We start from the raw sequence: 19,119 nt of genomic DNA, 5'->3' as shown, positions 1-19,119 counted from the left end.
GCGGGCATCCGTCGAGCACGCGCCGGGCCGCCGATGGCTACCCGGTCTGAGGATGTGGGATCGCACCCGTCACGCGAGCGTCAGGGGGAGAAGGGCGTTCACACGGGGGGCGGCGATGGCGAAGACAGCGGGCGTCGATCCCGGCGCGTCCACCCCGATGATCGCCGCCAAGGCCGGCTGATGGCCCACCGGCGCGACTTCTACGAGGTGCTCGGGGTCGGCAGGAAGGCCACCCAGGACGAGATCCAGCGGGCCTACCGCAAACTCGTCCGCGTCTACCATCCCGACGTCAACAAGGATCCGGGGGCCGAGGACCGGTTCAAGGAGATCACCGAGGCGTACGAGGTGCTGTCGGACCCGGCGACCCGCCGCCGCTACGACTCCTACGGGCCGGGCTTCCGCCGCATGCCGGAGGGCGCCCCCTGGGGCCACCCCAGGCCGGGCCAGGGCCGCCGGACGACCGGCGTGCCGGGCTTCGACTTCGACATCGACCTGGGCGACCTCCTCGGCGGGATGTTCGGCGGCCGGCGTGCCGGACCGGTGCCCGGCGCCGACCAGGAGGCCGAACTGGAGCTCAGCGTGGAGGAGGCGTACGAGGGCGGGCGGCGGGACGTCACGCTTCCCGGTCCCGGCGGTCCGCGCGCCCTGACCGTCACCATCCCGCCCGGCGTCGTCGAGGGGCAGCGGATCAGGCTCGCCGGGAAGGGCGGGCACGGTACGAAAGGGGCCCGCGCCGGCGATCTCTACCTGGTCGTGCGCCTCGCCCCGCATCCGCGCTACCGGGTCAGCGGGCGCGACGTGACGGTGGAGCTGCCGCTCACCCCGTGGGAGGCGGCGCTCGGCGCGACCGTCCCCGTCGGCACGCTCCGGGGCGAGGCCAAGGTCAGGGTGCCACCCGGCACGTCATCCGGCCGCAGGCTGCGGCTCCGCGGCCGCGGCATGCCCAACCCGCGCGGCGCCGACGGCGACCTGTTCGCCGAGGCGCGGATCAAGGTCCCGGCGCACCTCACCGAGGAGGAACGGCGCCTGTTCGAACGACTCGCCGCCGTGTCCCGCTTCGACCCGAGGACAGCGGGCTGAGCCGCCATCCGGCCACCGCGACCCGCCGGGGCCGCGTGCCGATCGCGGCGACGGGTCGCCCGCCCCGCCCGGCGGGTGTGGGCCCGGGCCGGGCGGGGCGTGGCGACGTCTGCTGCCGGGGTGCTCGGCGTCAGACGCCGGGCTGCTCCTCCACCCGGAAGGAGGGGCTGCCCTGCGCGTCCACATTGGCGTCCAGGGCCTTGGTCTCCAAAGCGTCGGCGGCCACCGGATCGAGGAAGACACGGGCGCCCTCAACCTCGATCACCTGGTCCGTGGACGCGGGAGCGTCCGCGATCGACAGGACAAGGGATCCCGTCTGGTCCGCTTGAGACGCGATGCGGATGCCCGTCTCCTCCCCGCCAGGCGTCTGGGCGGTGAGGTCGCGGATCACCTGCACGGCATTGTCAGTCAGCGTGAGCACTGTGACTCCTCGTCGTGATGGGTTGGGATACCCGTCCGCCTTGCCCACTGTCATCGGGCTCACACGTCCGCCTCCGGGAATGCCGCAGGTTTTTACCCTCCCCGGGCGTCCGCCCCCGGCTCGCGGACGGCGCCGCCGCCCGTGCCGTGCGCCCTTCCCGGCATGCCGCGGCGGCGGCGTCTCACGAGGTAACGGGGCAGGTAGATCCGCGCAGCGGGCGAGCCGCGCCGCCTCTCACGAGGTCGCCGGCAGATAGATCCGCACCGCCTCCTCGACCGGGCCGATCCACCGCGGGTCCACGCCGCGCCGCTCGAGCGCGAAGCGCACCCACCGGCGCAGCGCCTCCGGCAGCCGCTCACGCTGCGCCGCGTCCAGCGGCCCCCGGCCCGGCAGGTAGTCGCCGAGGAACAGCGCCACCCTGCCCGGACTCCAGGCCAGCGGGCCGGGACCGATGCGCTCGTCGCCGTAGTCGAGGAACAGCTCGGCCAGCGACCGGGTGGCCTCGTCGCCGGGCAGCCCGCTCACCGCGACGAACTCGCCGATCAGCGCCTGGCGCGCGTCGTCGTCCGACGGGTTCCAGTCCGGCCAGCCGGGCAGGTACGGGCGGGCGCGCGACCAGGCGAGCGCGCGCAGCGCCGGATAACCGCCCTCCTGGAGGCGCGGCCAGGCGAGGTCCGTCTCGCGCAGCGCGGCGGCCAGGTCACCGAGCACCGCCTCCGCCGCGTCCGGGACGAGCGGCATGGGCACCGCGTCCTCCTCCCGCGCCCCGTCCCGCCCGCTCTCCGGGTCGTCCTCGTGCGCCCGGTCGCGTGACCCGCCCCACAGCCGGGCCGCGCCGGGCTCCAGGACCTCCAGCCGGGCCACGAGCCGGCCGGCGTCCCCGGCGATCAGGGCCATCAGCGTGTGCGGGCGCGGCCCGTCGTACTCGACGAAGAGCACCCGCTCGCTCTCCCACACGTCGGACGCGTGCCAGGCGCCGGCAGGGAGCCAGCCCGGCGCCGCGGACCACGGCGGGGCGGGGTGCGCGGCGGACAGGACGTCCACCGCCTGCGCCAGCATCGGGCGCTCCTCCTCGGGCGCGACCCGGCCCAGCGCGGCGACCGCCGCCATGCCCGGCACGGACGGCCCCGCGGTGGCCCGCCCGGCGACGTCGACGCAGATCAGATGCTCGGGCTCGGTCTCCTCCCGGGGCGCCGCCAGCCACGCCTCACCCAGCCACTCACTCGCCCACAGCTCGGCGATCAGGAGGTCGTCGCTCCCGGCGATCCTGCGCGCGTCCAGCAGGATCCGCTCCGACAGCCGCAACACCGGCGGCCGCGACCCGGGCGCGGCGCCCCGCGACGCGGACGGGGCGGATCTCGTACGGCCTCGCCCCTGGGGACGGCCACGGCTCTTGGGACTCATCCCCCGAGTCCATCACATCCCGCCGCGCCCCGAGGCGGGGTGCCGTGCCTGTTCGCGGTACGCGTGATCGGGAGGTGGGCCCGTCAGGAGCCCATGCCGGGGTTGGCGACGGCGGTGACCGCGCAGTGGCCGAAGGGGCCGGAGGCGTCGTAGACGGTGCACTGGCCGACGGCGACGCCCTCGTCGCTGAGGTGGCCGTCGGAGCGCAGCCCGATCACGTCGCCGAGGGGCAGCCTGCTGAGGGTGAGGGTGTAGTCGGCGTTGATGTACTGCAGGCCGCGGGTGCCGTGGTGGACGAGCGGGCTGGCGAAGTCGGCGGCCAGCGCGGCGCGTACCAGAGGGGAGATGGACTCGCCCTCGACCAGCGGATGGGTCTCGCGCAGCCAGCCGGTGTTCCTGGCCGCGGTGAGGCGCTCGCCGGGCCACCACAGGTCGAACGGCGGGGTCCAGCCGCCTCCGGTCGCCGGCGGCTCGCCGACCTCGGGCAGCCGCCACGGCTCGGGCGCCCACGCCTCGCCCGGCGGCTGCTCGCCGCGGCGCAGGAAGACCACGGTGGCCCGGCCGACCGTGCCCTGGGGGCCGGAGACCTCCGCGTCGGCGACCCGGATCCGCCGGCCGTCCCTGACCCTGGTGGTCGTCACCCGCAGCGGCACCAGCGGGCTGTTGCGGAACAGGTCCACGGTCAGCCGCGCGGCGTGCAGCGACGGCTCGGCGTGCGCGTGCTCCAGCGCCCGCGCCGCCAGCGCGCCGACCAGCCGTCCGTGTAGCATGTCCGGGGACCACGGGCTGTGTGCCAGGGGTGCGGGGACGAGGTCCTCGCCGTCGAGCGTGAAGAACGCCGCGCGGTCGTCGGTATCCGCCATGTGCCCTCGATTCTCCAGCCTGCTCCCGCGGCCCCTGCCCGCCGGACGTGCGGGCACATAGTAGAACACGCCTTCCCCGGCACGACGCGCCGACCGGGAGCGGGCCCGCCCCTGCCCCCGGGGCCGGTGCGCCGACGAGCGGGGCGGAGGATCGAGCGGGGCGGAGGATCCCGCCGTCGCCGGGACGCGGCGGATGGCGGCCCGGCCGTCCTCCACCGACGGACGGCTGCGTCCATCACCGCCGGGCGGCTGCGTCCCGCTCTGCGGGGCGGCTGCGCGGTTGTGTCCTCGGGGCGGCTCGGATGCCGCGTCCCGGGGCTGGAGGGGCTGAACGCCGGCCTGGGCGGGGCACGGGGCCGCTCTCTGCGGCCGGGTCATGTCCCATACGCGAGATGAGTACTATCGTGTCACGCATGGAGAACCCCCCTGAGCCCAGGGACCCCGCGTCGTCCCTTCGCGCCTCCGACGCCAACCGGGAGAGCGTGGCCGACCTGCTCGGCCAGGCGCTGAGCACGGGACAGCTGTCCCACGCCGAATACTCCGAGCGGCTCGACGTGCTCTACCAGGCCAAGACCGTCGGCGAGCTCGAGGTGCTCACCCATGACCTGCAGGTGGACCGGGTCCAGGCGCCCAGGCCCGCTTACTATGCGCAGGGGAGCACCGAGGAGAGCACCGACCAGCTCGTGGCGATCTTCAGCGGTGCCACGCGGCGCGGGCCGTGGCGGGTCCGCCGCAAGACCATCGGCCTCGCGATCTTCGGCGGCCTCGACGTCGACCTGACCGACGCCGTGTTCGAGGCGCGCGAGGTGGAGATCCGGGTGTTCGCGCTGTTCGGCGGCGCGGAGATCAAGATCCCGCCGGGCGCCGAGGTGCGCTGCGAGGGAAGCGGCATCTTCGGCGGCTTCGACGTGACCGGCGGCGACACCGTCGACCCGGGCGCGCCGGTGATCACCGTGCGCGGGCTCGCCATCTTCGGCGGCGTGGGCGGCAGGCCCAAGAAGCGCAAGAAGAACTGATCCGGGCGGGACCTCACGGCCCCGTCACGGTCCGGTGTCCGGCTCCTCGGGCCAGCCGGTGAAGTCGATCAGCTCGACCAGGCTGTCCGGGGAGACGAAGGTCGCCACATCCTCCATCGTGGCGCAGTAGGCGACGAAGTAGTCGTCCTTGGTCACGCGGAAGACCGAGCGGCCCTTCAAGGTCGTGCTCTCGACCTCGACGCCGTTCTCGCCCATCCAGCGTCTGCCAGCCAACCGGGTACCCCGTCGTGAGTTCCGAGGCCGATGCGGCGGCGTGTGGATCGGCACCGCCGCACCAGCCCCCTTGTCATGCCCTCACAACCCCACCTGAGACAGTGTGGATGTGACTTGTCTCCATTTATAGGGATAAATCAGGGCAAGGCTAGGGATTTCGGTTATTTGGGACCAACTGGTTGACATTTCCTTAACAACCGGTGTCAGTCGTCTTTGACGGGGCAGGTGCAGATCATGAGTGACTGGATCGTGGCCGCCACCGACGGCTCGGACGCGGCCACCGCCGCGGTGGAGTGGGCGGCGGAGGAGGCGCGGCTGTGGGGGCGCGGCCTGCGGATCGTGCACGTGACCGGCCCGGTGGGCCTGGAGGCGCCGTTCGCCGACGTGGCCGGGTTCGCCGAGGTGATGACCAAGGAGGCCGAGCAGATCCTCGCCGCGGCGGCCGACGCCGCACGGCGGCGGGCGCCCGGGGTCGAGGTCGTCTCCAAGGCGCTCGGCGGCGCGGTGGTGCCGACGCTGATCGCGGAGTCGGAGGCCGCGGGCGAGATCGTGCTCGGCAGCCGCGGCCACGGCGGGTTCGCCGGCCTGCTCCTGGGCTCCGTCGGCCTCGGCGTGGCCGGGCACGCGGACGGCGCGGTCGTCGTCGTGCGCGAGCGGCCGGGCCCGGCGCACGGCGAGATCGTCGTCGGCTACGACAGGTCGCCGCACGCGGAGATCGCCATGGCGTACGCGGTGGAGCAGGCGCGGCGGCGCGGGGCGCGGGTGCGCGCGGTGTCCGCCTGGCAACTGCCGATCTCACCCGCGATGGCGGACTACCCCGACCTGCTGCAGAGCGCGCTGGACGCCGAGACGCAGTCCATCGGCCAGGCGCTGGCCACCTGGCGGGAGCGGTCCCCCGGCGTGACCATCGAGTCGACCGTGCAGCCCGGCCACCCGGTGTCCCTCATCGCCGAGGCGGCCGAGCGGGCCGACCTGGTCGTGGTGGGCACGCGCGGGCACGGCACGCTGCGCTCCGCGGTGCTCGGCTCGATCGGCCACGGCGTCCTGCACAATGTGACCTGCCCGGTCGCGGTCGTGCGCTGACCCGACGGCCGCCCCTGCGGCCCACCGGCCGCGAGGGCGGCCGTTCAGCCCGGCCTGGTCGCGTTGAGGATGCGGGTGGTCGAGCGGCCCGGGATCGCGCTCAGCTCCCAGCACTCGGCGGCGAGCACGTCCGCGGCGGCGCTGCGGCCCGCGGCGTGCGGGTCGCCCGCCGTGTGCGCGAGCGCGCCGGGATGCATCGGCGCCAGCAGCTTCACGTAATCGCCCGGCAGGTTCAGCTCGGGCGGGCCGGTCACGATGAACACGCCGTCCACGAAACGCAGCGCCGTGAGCAACTCGGCGCGCTCCGCCGAGGTGTTGAGCGGGCGCTCCGGCCCCTTCCAGGCGCGCACCCTCGCGTCGTCCTCCACGCCCACCACCAGCGGCAGGCCGCGCGCGCGGACGGCGCGCAGGAACCGCACATGGCCCACGTGCAGGATGTCGAAGACCCCGGTGACCACGGCCGCCCCCGGCGCGTCGAAGGGCATCACCCAGACCGCTTCCAGGCTGCTCACGAACGGTTCTCCTCCTCGGGGGACGATCCCGGCACGGCCTCCCGCGGCCGGTCGTCCCTGGTCGAAAGTCTCCCGTAGAATCCGACAGATCGCAGACTAGCGCCGCGCGCGCACCGGTCGGCACGTCGGGCGCGCCGGAAGCCGCCCGCGCGCGGGCTCAGGCGGCCGGCTAACCGCCAGGTGATCGCACTCCTACCTTTCCGTGACATCTTGCCTGCTTCGTCCCGCGTCCTTACTAGGCGGCACACCGGATCGGAGGGGTCATGGCGACATCGGGGCGCGCAGGGACGAGTCTGGCCGGCAACCGGGTCTTCCGGTTGTCCGGGACGACGGACCAGGTGGCGCGGGCCCGCCGCCTGGTGTCGAACGCGCTCGGCCCCGACCATCCCCTGCATGACGACTGCGTGCTGCTGACCAGTGAGATCGCCACCAACGCCGTGGTGCACTCCGACTCCGGGCGCGGCGGGTCGTTCACCCTGACCGTGACCTACTCGGCGGACGTGGTCCGGGTCTGCGTCCAGGACGGCGGCTCGGCCGGTCCGCCGTGCGCCTGCCGGGCGGGCGCCCACGCGGTGAGCGGCCGGGGCCTGCCGCTGCTGGAGGCGCTGTCCAGGCGCTGGGGGATGGTCAGGGAGTCCGGCGCCAACAGCGTGTGGTTCGAGCTCGCGCTCGACCTCGTCGGCGTCTCCGCGGCCCCGGCCCGCGAACTCGTCGGCGGGTGACCGGTCAGGGCAGGTCGAGCCGGCACAGCCCCTCGGCGAGGGCCTTGGTGGTCACCCGGGTACGGCTGTCGCAGCCCAGCTTGGCGAAGATGTGCTCCAGGTGGGTGGTCACCGTGCGCACGCTCAGCACCAGCGTGGCCGCGATCTGCGGGTTGGAGTCGCCCCTGGCCACCTGGGTGAGCACGTCCACCTCCCGTGCGGTCAGCTCGTACGGCAGGGCGCTCGGCCGTTCGGCGATGACGGCTCCCTGGATCGCCCCCTGGAACCCGACGCCGGCCCGCAGCAGCCGGACCTCGCGCCAGGCCCCGTCCCGGCCGAGCCACAGCCCGCGCCGGTTCAGCTCGCGCGAGTCGATGAACTCCCTGGCGAGCGCGGCCATCGCCGGTTCGGCGGCGATCGCCGCCGAGGGGGGCAGCCCGGCCACGTCGCGGCGGACGCCGACCCGGTCGTAGGCGACGGCGTGGAACCCCGGCGGCAGGCCCACCGGGTCGATCACGCATCGGCGCAGGTCGGTGACGTGGGCCAGGGTGGGGGAGACGGCGCCGATCAGCGCGCCGGTGCGCGGGGTGAAGGCGCCGGGGTCGCGGGCGTTGAGGTGCAGCAGCCCGGTGTAGCGGCCCTCCGCGAGGAAGAGCGGCGTGGTGATCCCGGCACGCCAGCCGTACGGTTCGAGATGGCGGCGGAAGTAGCGTTCCGTGCCCGGCGAGCCCATGAGGACCGGTTCCCCGGCGGCCATCGCGGCGCGGTAGGAGTCGAGGCGGACGTACTCCTCGGCGGCGTCGGCGTCGACCCGGCTGTAGCCGTCGCTGACCAGGCTCTGGTGCCGGCCGGTGGCGGGGTCGAACGCGACGAACTCGTAGGCGTCCATCGGGACGACGCCGCGCAGCGCGGCCATCGCGCCCTCGGTGCCGCGTCCGGCGACGTGGAAGCCCACCTCGGCGAACACCCGGAGGTGGTGCGGGCTCAGAGTGATCTGGTCCGATGGAAGCATGGCTCTCCTCGCTGCCCAGCCTGAAGCCTGCCGCAGCCGCCCGGGCGCGGGGAATACGTAAACCTTCCGATGTCTCGCCTTGCCCAGATATTTACCCTCTCCGGCATCACGCCGGAGATACGGAGAGGCGGACATACAGTGACGGTCCTTCGGACGGCCATGACGAGGACGCGAGGCGCCGCCGTGCTCCTGTCGGCGGTGCTGGCGCTGAGCGCGTGCGGGGGCTCGGCGGAGCCGGGCGGTGACGGCGGAGGGGCGGCGAGCGGGACGAAGACGTTCTCCGTCGCGCTGACCGAGCCCGACCACCTGACCCCCGGCAACACGTCCAGCAGCTACTCGATCACGGTGCTCCAGTCCGTGTTCGACACGCTGGTCTACATCGACGGCACGGGCAAGCTGCAGATGCGCGCCGCGGAGTCGGTCACCAGCGACGACCAGAAGATCTGGACGATCAAGCTCAGGCCGGGGCAGAAGTTCCACAACGGCGAGGCGGTCACCGCCGAGAGCTTCGCCGACGCGTGGAACGCCGCCGCCTACGGCCCCAACGCCTGGACCAACAACTACTACTTCGCCAACATCGAGGGCTACGACGCGCTCAACCCCGAGGCGCCGGACGGTTCGGAGGAGGCGCCCAAGCCGGCCACCGACAAGATGACCGGCCTGAAGGTGGTGGACCCCACCACGCTGGAGGTCACGCTCACCGAGCCGTTCAGCCAGTTCCCGATCACGCTGGCCTACACCGGCTTCGCGCCCATGCCCAAGGCCGCGTTCGAGAACCCGGAGGCGTACGACGCCGAGCCGATCGGCAACGGGCCGTTCATGCTCGACGGCCCGTGGGCGCACAACCAGCGCATCAAGGTGAAGAAGTTCGACGGGTACGCGGGGCCGCGTCCCGCGAAGTCCGCCGGCGTCGACTTCAAGATCTACGCCAGCAGGGAGACGGCCTACACCGACCTGCGCGCGGGCAACGTGGACCTGCTCCAGACGATCCCGCCGGCCAGCGCGCCGGAGGCCCGGCAGCTCCTCGGAGACAGGTTCGTCGCCACCGCCAGCGGCACCATGGACTACCTCGGCCTGCCGCTGTTCGACAAGCGGTTCGCCAGCCCCGACCTGCGTAAGGCCATCTCTATGGCGATCGACCGCCAGGGCATCGTGCAGGCCGTGTTCAACGGCGCCTTCAAGCCGATGTCGTCCCTGGTCGCGCCGCTGGTGCCGGGCTACCGGGAGGGCGCCTGCGGCGAGGCGTGCGTCTACGACCCAGCCAAGGCCAAGGCGCTCTACACGCAGTCGGGCGGCTTCACCGGCACGCTGAACCTCTACTTCTCCAACTCCGACCCGAGCTATGAGCAGTGGATGACCGCGGTCGCCAACCAGCTCAAGGACAACCTGGGCATCACCGACATCCAGTTCCGCAAGATCCCGGCCGCCGACTACCTCTCCACGCTCCGCGAGCACAAGCAGGACGGCCCGTTCCGCAACAACTGGGTGATGGACTACCCCAGCCCGCAGAACTACCTGGAGTCGATGTGGGGCGAGGGCAACCGGATGGGCTGGGAGAACAAGGAGTTCCTCGACCTGATCGACCAGGCCAACGCGGCGCCCACGATGGAGGCGAGCGTCCCGCTCTACCAGAAGGCCGAGGACATCGCACTGGCCGAGATGCCGATGATCCCGCTGTGGAACTGGCAGGAGCAGGCCGGCTACTCCGACAAGATCTCCGGAGTCGCGATCGACGCCTACCAGCCCAACCTCGACCTGATCACGGTCAAGTAAGCCCGTCATGAGATACGCCGCGCAGCGCCTGGCCCAGGCCGTACCGGTCTTCGTCGCGACCACGTTCCTGATCTACGCGATGGTGTTCGTGCTACCGGGCGACCCGATCCTGGCGCTCGCCGGCGACAAGCCCGTCCCCGACGAGGTCCTGCACACGCTTCGCGAGCGCTACAACCTCAACGACCCGCTCCTCGTGCAGTACGGCCTCTACATGCTGGGGCTGTTCCAGGGCGACCTCGGCCAGACCTTCACCGGGCAGCAGGTCAGCGAGCTGCTCGCGGGCCGCTGGGGGGTGACCCTGCAACTCGGGCTCACCGCCTGGGCCTTCGAGCTGGTCGTCGGCATCGCGCTCGGCGTCGTCGCCGCGCTGCGCCGGGGCGGGCTGGTGGACACCGCCGTGCTGGCCGGCACCACGTTCGTCATCGCGGTGCCGGTGTTCGTCGTCGGGTACACCGCCCAGATCGTGCTCGGGCTCAACCTGGGCCTGTTCCCGACGGCGGGCACCGACGACGGGTGGCCCATGAGCTATCTGCTGCCCGGCATGGTGCTCGGCTCCTTCAGCCTCGCCTACGTCGCCCGGCTCACCCGCACCAGCCTCGCCGAGCACCTGCGGGCCGACTACGTGCGCACCGCGAGGGCCAAGGGCATGCGGCGGCGCCGGGTGATCGGCACGCACGCCCTGCGCAACTCGCTGATCCCGGTGGTGACCTACCTCGGCGTCGACTTCGGCAACCTGATGGCCGGCGCGGTGGTCACCGAGGGCATCTTCAACCTGCCCGGCATCGGCCAGCAGGTCTTCCAGTCGATCCAGCTCCAGGAGGGCCCGGTCGTGGTCGGCATCGTGACCGTGCTCGTGATGATCTTCATCGGGGCCAACCTGGTCGTGGACCTGCTCTACGGCGTGCTCGACCCGAGGATCCGCCGTGGCTGACGTCAGGACCGACGCCGCGATGAAGGCCGCCACCGGCGCGGAGACCGGCACGGCGGCGGCCGGTTCGCTGTGGTGGGACGCCTGGCACGAGCTGCGCCGCCGGGCGGTCTTCTGGCTGTCCGCGGCGATCCTGCTCCTCGCCCTGCTCATGGCGTCCTTCCCCGGCCTGTTCGCGAGCCTCGGACCGAACGAGGGCTGCCGGCTCGGCCTGTCCAAGCAGGGGCCCGGCGACGGAGCGATCTTCGGCTACGACCTCCAGGGCTGCGACTACTGGTCGCAGATCGTGTACGGCGCCCGCGCCTCCATCCTGATCGGCATCGCGGTCACCGTCTTCGCCCTGCTCATCTCGATCGCGCTCGGCCTGGTCGGCGGCTACTACGGGGGCTGGATCGACGCCCTGATCGCCCGGATCACCGACGTGTTCTTCGGCGTCCCCTTCGTCCTCGGGGCGACCGTGATCCTCGTCGCCTTCCCCGGGCACGGCATGCTGGCGATGACCCTGGTGCTGGTCGTGCTCGGCTGGACCACGATGACCCGGCTGATGCGCGCCCAGGTGATCGCCGTGCGCGACATGGACTTCGTCACCGCCGCCCGCATGCTCGGCGCGGGCGACGCGCGGATCATGTTCCGGCACATCCTGCCCAACGCGATCGCCCCGGTCTTCGTGCTCGCGATGCTCAACGTCGGCAACGTCATCGCCGGCGAGGCCACCCTCGACTTCCTCGGCGTCGGGCTGCAGTACCCGGACGTCTCCTGGGGGCTCCAGCTCAACACGGCCAGGGTGTTCTTCTCCGCCCACCCGCACCTGCTGATCTTCCCGGCGGTCTTCCTCACCGCCACCGTGCTCGGCTTCCTCATGCTCGGCGACGTGGTCAGGGACGCGCTGGACCCGAAGCTGCGCTAGCCCGCCGGGAAGAAGAGCCGGACGACGGCGTCCCTGGCCAGCAGGAAGCCGATGATGCCCAGCGTCCAGCTCAGGGCGCTCGCCGAGTGCTTGGAGAACCATGCCGCCAGCCGCTCCAGCGGCCGGGTCAGCCGCTCCCCGGCGGCGATCCGGACGCCGAGGAGCACCAGCGCGGGCAGCACCATGACCGCGTTGTAGGCGGCCAGTGTGGGCAGCCACCCGGCGGGCGAGACCTCCGCCCCGGCGATCAGGCCCAGCGCGGCGAGGTAGGGCAGCATGGTCGCCGCCTCGATGCCGGCCGCGGTCAGCCCCAGCAGCACCATCCCGGCGTCCGAGGCGCGCATCCGGGCCACCCGGTCCCGCGCCCACGAGGAGCGGCCCGTCTTACCGCGGGCCGCCATCCGCTTGGGGTCGAACCAGAAGCTGAGCAGGAAGAGCACGACGCCGGCGACCAGCTCGGCCCAGTAGAAGATCCGCGCGTCCAGGGCGTCCAGCGCCGCCAGCGCCGGGGTCAGGCCGAGCAGCAGCGCGACGCCCACCCCGAAGTAGAACACCGCGACGGTCGCCAGGTAGACCAGCACCCGGCGGGGCATCGACCGCTCGGCGGAGAGCAGGAGCAGGACGGGCACGATCAGGGTGCCGATGCTGGTGCTGTCGATCAGGGCGAGCGCGGCCAGCGACAGCAGGAGCAGGGCGCTCATGCCGCACGCTCCCGGCGGTGGAAGGTCATGGTCCCACGATCCACCGCCGGGCCGCGCGGCTCATCCTCACGCCGGACGATCCGGCCGTACATCCTTCGATGCAGGGCTACCCGCGACCGGCGAGCAGCCGGTCCAGGACGCGCACGCCGAACTCCAGGCCGGCCACCGGCACCCGCTCGTCCACCCCGTGGAACATGCCGAAGTAGTCCAGCCCCGGATCGAGCAGCAGCGGCGCGAAGCCGTAGCTGGGGATGCCGAGCCGGCTGAAGGACTTGGCGTCCGTGCCACCCGCCATGACGTACGGCACCGGCCTGGCCTGCGGGTCCTCGGCCACCAGCGCGGAGCACAGCTCGTCGAAGAACGGCGAGGGGAACGGCGCGGACGGCGCGCCGTCCAGGTTGACGAACTCGCGCACGATCTTCGGGCCCAGCAGCCCGTCCACGGTGGCGAGGAACTCCTCCTGGTAGCCCGGCAGGAAACGGCCGTCCACGTGGGCCTCCGCGGTGCCCGGGATCACGTTCACCTTGTAGCCGGCGTCGAGCATCGTCGGGTTCGCGGAGTTGCGGATCTGGCCCTTGAACAGCATGCCGACCTGGCCCAGCCGTTCCGCCTCCCGCTCCAGGCGCTCGGTGTCGATCGGCTCGCCGAGGGCCTTGGACAGCGCCTCGATCAGCGCGGCCACCGCGGGCGTCAGCCGTACCGGCCAGCGGTGGTCGGCGAGGCGGGCGATCGCCCGGCACAGCTCGGCCACCGGGTTGTCCACCGCCGGCTTGGAGCCGTGGCCGGCGACGCCGCGGGCGGTGAGCCGCATCCACGCGGTGCCGCGCTCGCCGACCGCCACCGGGTAGATCCGCACGATCTCCGCCGGGTCCTCCGCGGGGCCGCCGAGCCGGGCGGGCGCGGTGACGCTGAACCCGCCGGACTCGCTGATCGCCGCCACGCAGCCCTCGAACAGCCCGGCGTGCCGCTCCACCGCGTAGCGCGAGCCGTACTCGCCGGTGGCCTCCTCGTCGGCGACGAAGGCCAGCACCAGGTCACGCCGGGGACGCACGCCGCGGCGCGCCCAGTCGCGCACCACGGCGAGCGTCATCGCCAGCGAGCCCTTCATGTCGACCGCGCCCCGGCCGTGCACACAGCCGTCCACGATCTCCCCGGAGAAGGGGTGGAGCCGCCACTCGGCGGGGTCGGCGGGCACCACGTCCAGGTGGCCGTGCACGAGCAGCGCGTCCGGCGAGTCGCCCGGCACCCGGGCCACCACGCTCGTCCGGCGAGGCGCGGACTCGAACAGCACCGGCTCGATGCCCACCTCGCTCAACTGCCCCGCGACGTACTCCGCCGCGTCACGCTCTCCCGCACCCGGGTTCGTGGTATCGATCCTGATCAGCTCAGAACAGATCCGCGCAACCTCGCTCACGACAACTCCTGTCTCTCATATGCCTTCAAGCCCCTGGGGACTCCTTACCCACATGCAGCTCCAGGGGCGCGAGACCGGGAGTCGGCAGGTCGAAGACGCGGCCGTAGAAGGCCAGTTCGGCCTCCAGGACGGCGACGATCGTCTCCTCCCTGCGCCAGCCGTGCTGCTCGCCGGGGAAGGTCAGATAGGCCCGCGGGACGCCGTGCCGGTCCAGTTCGGCGACGAACCGCTCCGCCTGCGCCGGGTCCACGATCGCGTCCTCCAGGCCGTGCAGCAGCAGCGCGGGACCCGAGGCCCGCCCGGCGTGCAGCAACGGGGAACGTTCCGTGTAGCGGTCCCGGGTCTCCGGCAGCGGGCCGATCAGGCCGTCCAGGTAGCGCGACTCGAAGTCGTGCGTCTCGGCCGCCCAGCTCTCCGGATCGGTGATCGCGTAGTGCGCGACCGCGCCGCGGAACACGTCGCTGTGCACCAGCGCCGCCAGCGCCGTCCAGCCGCCCGCGCTGCCGCCCCGGATCGCGACCCGCGCCGCGTCCGCCCGTCCTTCCGCCACCAGCCCGCGCGCCACTTTCGCGCAGTCCTGCACATCCACCACGCCCCATTGATGACGCAGCCTTTCCCGATAGGCGCGTCCGAAACCCGTGGACCCGCCGTAATTCACGTCCGCGACCCCGATCCCGCGGCTGGTGAAGAACGCGATCTCCAGGTCGAACGTGAGCGGGCTCACGCCGGTCGGACCGCCGTGCACGAAGACCACGTACGGCGCGGGACCCGTCACCCCGCGCGGCGGGTAGACGTGCGCGTGCACCCCCTCGATCGTCACCGCCTCGGGCACCGGCAGCACGTCGAGGCCGGGCACGTCCTTCGCCGGCGACAGCACCGCCCGCCCGCTCCCGTCCAGCTCCACCGCCGTCACCTCGTACGGCGTGTACGGCGAGCCGGCCACGCCCACCACCCGCGAGCCGTCCACCGAGATCGTCGGCGCCCAGTGCGTCGCCGTGCCGCCGATGTCGGTGATGTCGCCGGTCTCCGGGTCGAGGACGCCGAGCCGGCGGCCGTCGGCGGTGCCGTACATGGCGACGATCCGGCTCCCCGCCAGGGCGAACCAGGTGAACCCGAGCTTCCACGGGCCGTCGCCGAACTCCACCGGCAGCGGGGTCAGGTTCCGCGGCTTCGTGCCGTCGAGCGTGACGAGGTGGATGTTCCACCAGCCGGTCGGATCGGTGATCGCGTAGAGCGCCCCGTCGTCGCGCCACTCGGCCTGGATGACGGACTCCTCGGGGCCGCCCGCGACCGTGGTGCCCGGGCCGGCCGTGCCGTCGGGCAGCAGCGGGGCGACGCGCAGCTCGGTGCCGTCCCACGGCATGTTCGGATGGTCCCAGCCGATCCAGGCGACCGTGCGGCCGTCGGGGGACAGCCGGGGGTTCATCACGAAGTGCTGCGCCCGCAGGATCACCCGCACCCGGCCGCCGTCCAGCGGGACCGCCACCACGTCCCGGCTCACCCCGCCCGCGCCGTGCGTCTCGCGCACGGCCCACACCTCCGCCCGCCCCGGCGGCAGGTAGAGGTCGGCGTAGCGGTGCGGGCCCTCGGGGGTGAGCGGCACCGGCACGCCCTCCCCGGCGTACCGGTAGATCCGCTGGTCCGCCCAGTTGGTGAAGACGATCTCGCCGCCGCGGCCGAGCGGCCGCCAGGACCGCCCGCCGTACTCGATCACCCGGTTGCGCGCGTTCCACCCCGGCGGGATCGCGTCGCGCAGCGTCCCGTCCGGGGTGCGCCGGACCACGCAGCGTCGGCCGCCCTCGTGCGGGCGCGGCTCGTCCCACCAGACGTCGCCTCCCGCGGACTCCACCCACAGCGGGCGGTCGTCCACGCGGGCCACGTCGACCGGGCGGATCGGGGAGTCGTGCATGGATCTCCTCCTCGGCTACCAGTTCCCGCCGGACGGCGGCAACGGGACTTCGGGCGGGTGGACCACGTAGACGATCCCCCGGCTGCTCGTGCCGCGCAGCCACACGTTCTCGAACGCGGCCCGCGGGTAGACCCGCCGCACGGCCCCGTCCTCGGGCGCGGCGGGATCGTTGGCGACGACGTCGCCGTCCTCGGTGAAGCCGACCACGACCATGATGTGCCCGCTGGTCGAGTAGCCGGCCCCGGGCAGCTCGTGGTCCTTGAAGGACTGGGAGGTCATCACCGGGATCCCGGCCGCAATAAGGCATTCCAGCTCGGTCAGCGAGCGCAGCCGGGTGACGAAGCCGGCCAGGCCGTACCGGCCCGCGTACGCCACGCCGAACGGCCAGTTCCCGGTCCCCTGGTAACTGTGGTCGTACATGTCGCGGGCGGCGTGGTCCACGGCGGGGCACGGATCGCCGTCCGCCACCCAGGCCAGCTCCGCCGCACCCGGCCCGCGCCCCCAGAACTGCAGCGTCATCGTCACCGCCGCCGGCGAGCACCACGCCTCACCGCCGCCGTCCCACTGCGGATAGTGCCCGGTGTGCGCCTTCTGCGACCGCCGCGGCACGGCCAGTTCGACGCCCCGGGCCGGTCCGGGCTCGCTGACCGGCACGGTGGCCCGCGACGGCACCGCCGACGCCATCACCGCCGCCGACGTCACCGCGGCCCCCGCGCCGTAGCACGTCACCCGCAGCCGGTAGGCGGTCACCGGCCGCCTGGCCACGTAGGTGTCCACCGCCACGTCGGCGTCGTCGTCCCCCTGCCCCGGCAGCGAGGTCCGGTGGATGTCCTGCCCGCCGGACGCCCAGCGCCCCATCACGTACCACTTGGTCAGCCCGCCGTCCAGGGTACGGCCGCGCAGCTCCAGCTCCACCCACGACCCCGGCGGCGTCACCGCCGTCCACGACGGCACCAGCTCGCCGGCCGCGAACCCGATCTCCCGCTCCGGCGACACCCACCGCCGGAAGGGATAGGTCCCATGACCGTGCCCGAAAGGGTCGAAGTATCCGGTCGTCCCGGTCTCCCCCTCTCCACCCTCCGGCACGAAGCGATGCAGCACGACCCGGCTCGGCTGGGCGGGGGACACGGTGACCACGCCGCCGATTCTGGTTTCGCCCCGACCTGCCCGCATCGGAAGGTTTACGTATTGGTAACGCACCCGGGCCCGGCGAGGGCGTGGGAGGGCCGTCCGGGCGCCGGCTACCTGCGACGGCCCGGGAGCGGTCCCGAGGCCCGCGGGCGGAGCGGGAGATGCGAGTCCGGTGTGAGCGGCGTGCCGGGCGCGGCGCGGGAAGGTCACGTAACATCGCGGAAAAGGCGGAAGCACATGGTCGTCATCCCGCGGGCGTAGAAATTGCTCAGATGACATCGGGGTTCCGGCGTGGGCCAGTACGGCGGGCCGCCCCGATGTCCGGCCGCTCGGCGAGCGGCGCAGGGCTCCTCCCGCCGGCGCGCGGGCGAAGGCCCGTTCCACCCCGGCGGCCCGCGCCTCGGCCAGGAGGCGGCGCCGGCGGCTTCGCACGTGATCGTCGTCAAGGGGGAGTGCACCTCGAGACGAGCAAGGCCGACCTACGCAGCCTGGAGGCCCGCTGATGAGTGACCTGCCGCAGTCCGCGCACGTTCTGCCCCGCCCGTCCCGCACCTCGCGTCCCCGTGCCGAGTCCGCGCCGGTCACCGTGCCGCCGTTCGTGCCCTGGGGCGGCCCGCCGCCGGCACCCGGCAGGCCCGGCCCGCTCAACGGGCTCCGCCTCACCGTCAAGGACGTGATCGACGTCGCCGGGCTGCCGACCGGGGCCGGGCATCCCCGCTGGCTGGAGACCCATCCGCCGGCCGTCTCCGACGCCGACGCGGTCGTCGCGCTCCGCGAGGCCGGCGCCGAGCTCGTCGGCAAGAGCCACACCGACGAACTGGCCTACAGCCTGAACGGCACCAACGCCCACTACGGCGCGCCCGCCAACCCGGCCGCCCCCGGCCGCGCCTGCGGGGGCTCCTCCAGCGGCCCGGCCGCCGCGGTCGCCTCCGGCGCCGCCGACCTCGGGCTCGGCACCGACACCGCGGGCTCGATCAGGGTGCCCGCCGCCCACACCGGCCTGTTCGGTTACCGGCCCACGCACGCCCGCGTCTCCCGCACCGGAATCGTCCCGCTCGCGCCGTCCTTCGACGTGCCCGGCCTGCTCGCGGCCGGTCTCGGCACGCTGAGGGCCGCCGCCGCGTGCCTGCTGGGCGGGGCCGTCGCCGCCGGCCGTACGGTCCGCCTGCACGTGCCGCCGGACCTGTGGGCGGTCGTGTCGCCGCGGATCGGCGCCGCGCTCGCGCCCGCGCTGCGCAGGCTCACCGCCTCGCTGCCGATCGACCGCACCCCCGTCTTCGAAGGCGACCTACTCTGCTGGGAGCGGACGCACGCCGCCTTCACCGCCGTCCAGGCCGCCCAGGCGTGGGACGTGCACGGGCCGTGGATCAGCAGGGAACGACCGGAGTTCGGGCCGGGCGTGGCGGCGCGGTTCCGGGCGGGCTCACAGGTCACCAGGGACGAGCTGGCGCCCGCGGCGGCCACCGTCGCCGCCGCCGCCGGCCGCGTCGCCGAACTGCTCGCCGGGGGCGGCGTCCTCGCGCTGCCCACCGCGCCCGCACCGGCCCCGCCGCTGCCCACCCGGCCGATCGCCCTCTCGCCCTTCCCCGGCGCCCCGCCGTCCGCCGAACCGCTCTCCGCGCCGCTGCCCGTGTCACAGCCGGGGTCGCCGTCGGGGTCGCCGTCCGGATCGCCGTCGGTGTCGCGGTCGGGGTCGCCATCCGTGCCGTCGCTGTTCGGCGGGTCGCCGCCCGTCCTGCCGCCCGGCGCCCTGCGGGCCACCACCGTGCGCCTGACCTGCCTGGCCAGCCTGGCCGGCGCGCCCGCGCTGAGCCTGCCGGTGGCCCACCTGGACGGGCTCCCGCTCGGGCTGAGCCTGGTGGCGGCCCCCGGCCAGGACGAGGCCCTCTTCGACCTCGCCACCGTGGCCATGCCGCAGACCCCCGCGACCCCCGCGCAGGACGCCAGGACCCTCGGTAGATAGACCCCGGCCCCCGCCGTGGACAGACCCCGCCTCCCGGTCTGCCCGGGACGCGCCCCCGCGCCGCCCC

At 73.6% G+C, this 19,119-nt stretch carries 18 protein-coding genes; 8 read left to right on the top strand and 10 right to left on the bottom strand.

From position 1 onward, the window contains the following. Nucleotides 1-180 precede the first annotated feature (180 nt). Complete coding sequence (locus tag QSK26_RS09130) at nt 181-1,080, top strand: DnaJ C-terminal domain-containing protein (RefSeq protein WP_285774570.1); 900 nt, start codon at nt 181-183, stop codon at nt 1,078-1,080. Between the two features lie 130 nt (nt 1,081-1,210). On the opposite strand, the gene QSK26_RS09125 is transcribed toward QSK26_RS09130, so the two are convergent. The 3 genes from QSK26_RS09125 to QSK26_RS09115 all read right to left on the bottom strand — a co-directional run bounded on the left by QSK26_RS09125 (nt 1,211) and on the right by QSK26_RS09115 (nt 3,768). Beyond that, on the bottom strand, nt 1,211-1,501 hold the full coding sequence (locus tag QSK26_RS09125; protein WP_285774569.1) for a Fe-S cluster assembly protein HesB: 291 nt from the start codon (nt 1,499-1,501) through the stop codon (nt 1,211-1,213). 234 nt (nt 1,502-1,735) lie between these two features. After that, nucleotides 1,736-2,809: a hypothetical protein gene (locus tag QSK26_RS09120; RefSeq protein WP_285774568.1), complete on the bottom strand. Its 1,074-nt coding sequence runs from the start codon at nt 2,807-2,809 to the stop codon at nt 1,736-1,738. A 179-nt stretch (nt 2,810-2,988) separates the two neighbouring features. Further along, nucleotides 2,989-3,768 carry a thioesterase family protein gene (locus QSK26_RS09115; RefSeq protein ID WP_285774567.1) on the bottom strand — a complete coding sequence of 260 codons (780 nt, stop codon included), beginning with the start codon at nt 3,766-3,768 and terminating at the stop codon, nt 2,989-2,991. A 413-nt stretch (nt 3,769-4,181) separates the two neighbouring features. On the opposite strand from QSK26_RS09115, the gene QSK26_RS09110 reads away from it, so the two are divergent. Further along, nucleotides 4,182-4,784 (top strand): DUF1707 SHOCT-like domain-containing protein, encoded by a 603-nt coding sequence (locus QSK26_RS09110; RefSeq protein ID WP_285774566.1) that lies wholly within the window; start codon nt 4,182-4,184, stop codon nt 4,782-4,784. 24 nt (nt 4,785-4,808) lie between these two features. On the opposite strand, the gene QSK26_RS09105 is transcribed toward QSK26_RS09110, so the two are convergent. Further along, nucleotides 4,809-5,018 (bottom strand): hypothetical protein, encoded by a 210-nt coding sequence (locus QSK26_RS09105; protein ID WP_285774565.1) that lies wholly within the window; start codon nt 5,016-5,018, stop codon nt 4,809-4,811. A gap of 234 nt (nt 5,019-5,252) precedes the next feature. Here QSK26_RS09105 and QSK26_RS09100 point away from each other — a divergent pair, with 234 nt between their 5' ends. After that, entirely contained in the window at nt 5,253-6,101 is an 849-nt protein-coding gene (locus QSK26_RS09100) for a universal stress protein (RefSeq protein WP_285774564.1), read from the top strand. 44 nt (nt 6,102-6,145) lie between these two features. Here the strand turns inward: QSK26_RS09100 and QSK26_RS09095 are convergent, their stop codons facing one another. Next, nucleotides 6,146-6,586, bottom strand: coding sequence for an adenylyltransferase/cytidyltransferase family protein (locus QSK26_RS09095; RefSeq protein ID WP_502888688.1), 441 nt, complete (start codon nt 6,584-6,586; stop codon nt 6,146-6,148). 290 nt (nt 6,587-6,876) lie between these two features. Here QSK26_RS09095 and QSK26_RS09090 point away from each other — a divergent pair, with 290 nt between their 5' ends. Next, entirely contained in the window at nt 6,877-7,335 is a 459-nt protein-coding gene (locus tag QSK26_RS09090; RefSeq protein WP_285774562.1) for an ATP-binding protein, read from the top strand. 4 nt (nt 7,336-7,339) lie between these two features. Here the strand turns inward: QSK26_RS09090 and QSK26_RS09085 are convergent, their stop codons facing one another. Then, on the bottom strand, nt 7,340-8,326 hold the full coding sequence (locus tag QSK26_RS09085; RefSeq protein ID WP_285774561.1) for a LuxR C-terminal-related transcriptional regulator: 987 nt from the start codon (nt 8,324-8,326) through the stop codon (nt 7,340-7,342). A 159-nt stretch (nt 8,327-8,485) separates the two neighbouring features. Here QSK26_RS09085 and QSK26_RS09080 point away from each other — a divergent pair, with 159 nt between their 5' ends. From QSK26_RS09080 to QSK26_RS09070, 3 genes are read left to right on the top strand one after another with little or no spacing between them, the layout of a single operon-like run. After that, on the top strand, nt 8,486-10,099 hold the full coding sequence (locus QSK26_RS09080; RefSeq protein WP_285774560.1) for a peptide ABC transporter substrate-binding protein: 1,614 nt from the start codon (nt 8,486-8,488) through the stop codon (nt 10,097-10,099). A gap of 7 nt (nt 10,100-10,106) precedes the next feature. Continuing rightward, nucleotides 10,107-11,030 (top strand): ABC transporter permease, encoded by a 924-nt coding sequence (locus QSK26_RS09075; RefSeq protein ID WP_285774559.1) that lies wholly within the window; start codon nt 10,107-10,109, stop codon nt 11,028-11,030. Further along, the gene (locus QSK26_RS09070) at nt 11,023-11,934 is read left to right on the top strand and encodes an ABC transporter permease (RefSeq protein WP_285774558.1); all 912 of its coding nucleotides are present in this window, start codon (nt 11,023-11,025) and stop codon (nt 11,932-11,934) included. The genes QSK26_RS09075 and QSK26_RS09070 overlap by 8 nt, the downstream gene beginning before the upstream one ends. On the opposite strand, the gene QSK26_RS09065 is transcribed toward QSK26_RS09070, so the two are convergent. The 4 genes from QSK26_RS09065 to QSK26_RS09050 form a co-directional block, all read right to left on the bottom strand. Beyond that, nucleotides 11,931-12,635 carry a GAP family protein gene (locus tag QSK26_RS09065; RefSeq protein WP_285774557.1) on the bottom strand — a complete coding sequence of 235 codons (705 nt, stop codon included), beginning with the start codon at nt 12,633-12,635 and terminating at the stop codon, nt 11,931-11,933. The genes QSK26_RS09070 and QSK26_RS09065 overlap by 4 nt on opposite strands. A 106-nt stretch (nt 12,636-12,741) precedes the next feature. Beyond that, a complete protein-coding gene (locus QSK26_RS09060; protein ID WP_285774556.1) occupies nt 12,742-14,049 on the bottom strand; it encodes a M20/M25/M40 family metallo-hydrolase in 1,308 nt (435 codons plus the stop codon). A 25-nt stretch (nt 14,050-14,074) separates the two neighbouring features. Further along, nucleotides 14,075-15,958 (bottom strand): dipeptidyl-peptidase 5, encoded by a 1,884-nt coding sequence (locus QSK26_RS09055; RefSeq protein ID WP_285774555.1) that lies wholly within the window; start codon nt 15,956-15,958, stop codon nt 14,075-14,077. A gap of 15 nt (nt 15,959-15,973) precedes the next feature. After that, the gene (locus QSK26_RS09050) at nt 15,974-17,095 is read right to left on the bottom strand and encodes a C39 family peptidase (RefSeq protein ID WP_285774554.1); all 1,122 of its coding nucleotides are present in this window, start codon (nt 17,093-17,095) and stop codon (nt 15,974-15,976) included. Between the two features lie 496 nt (nt 17,096-17,591). Between QSK26_RS09050 and QSK26_RS09045 the strand changes: the two genes are divergently transcribed. Beyond that, nucleotides 17,592-19,052 (top strand): amidase family protein, encoded by a 1,461-nt coding sequence (locus tag QSK26_RS09045; protein WP_285774553.1) that lies wholly within the window; start codon nt 17,592-17,594, stop codon nt 19,050-19,052. Nucleotides 19,053-19,119 lie beyond the last annotated feature (67 nt).

Source organism: Microtetraspora sp. NBRC 13810, from assembly GCF_030268685.1.
Lineage (GTDB): Bacteria > Actinomycetota > Actinomycetes > Streptosporangiales > Streptosporangiaceae > BSRQ01.
The sequence above is the reverse complement of the archived record's forward strand: the minus strand, read 5'-3'. Positions and strand labels throughout refer to the sequence as shown.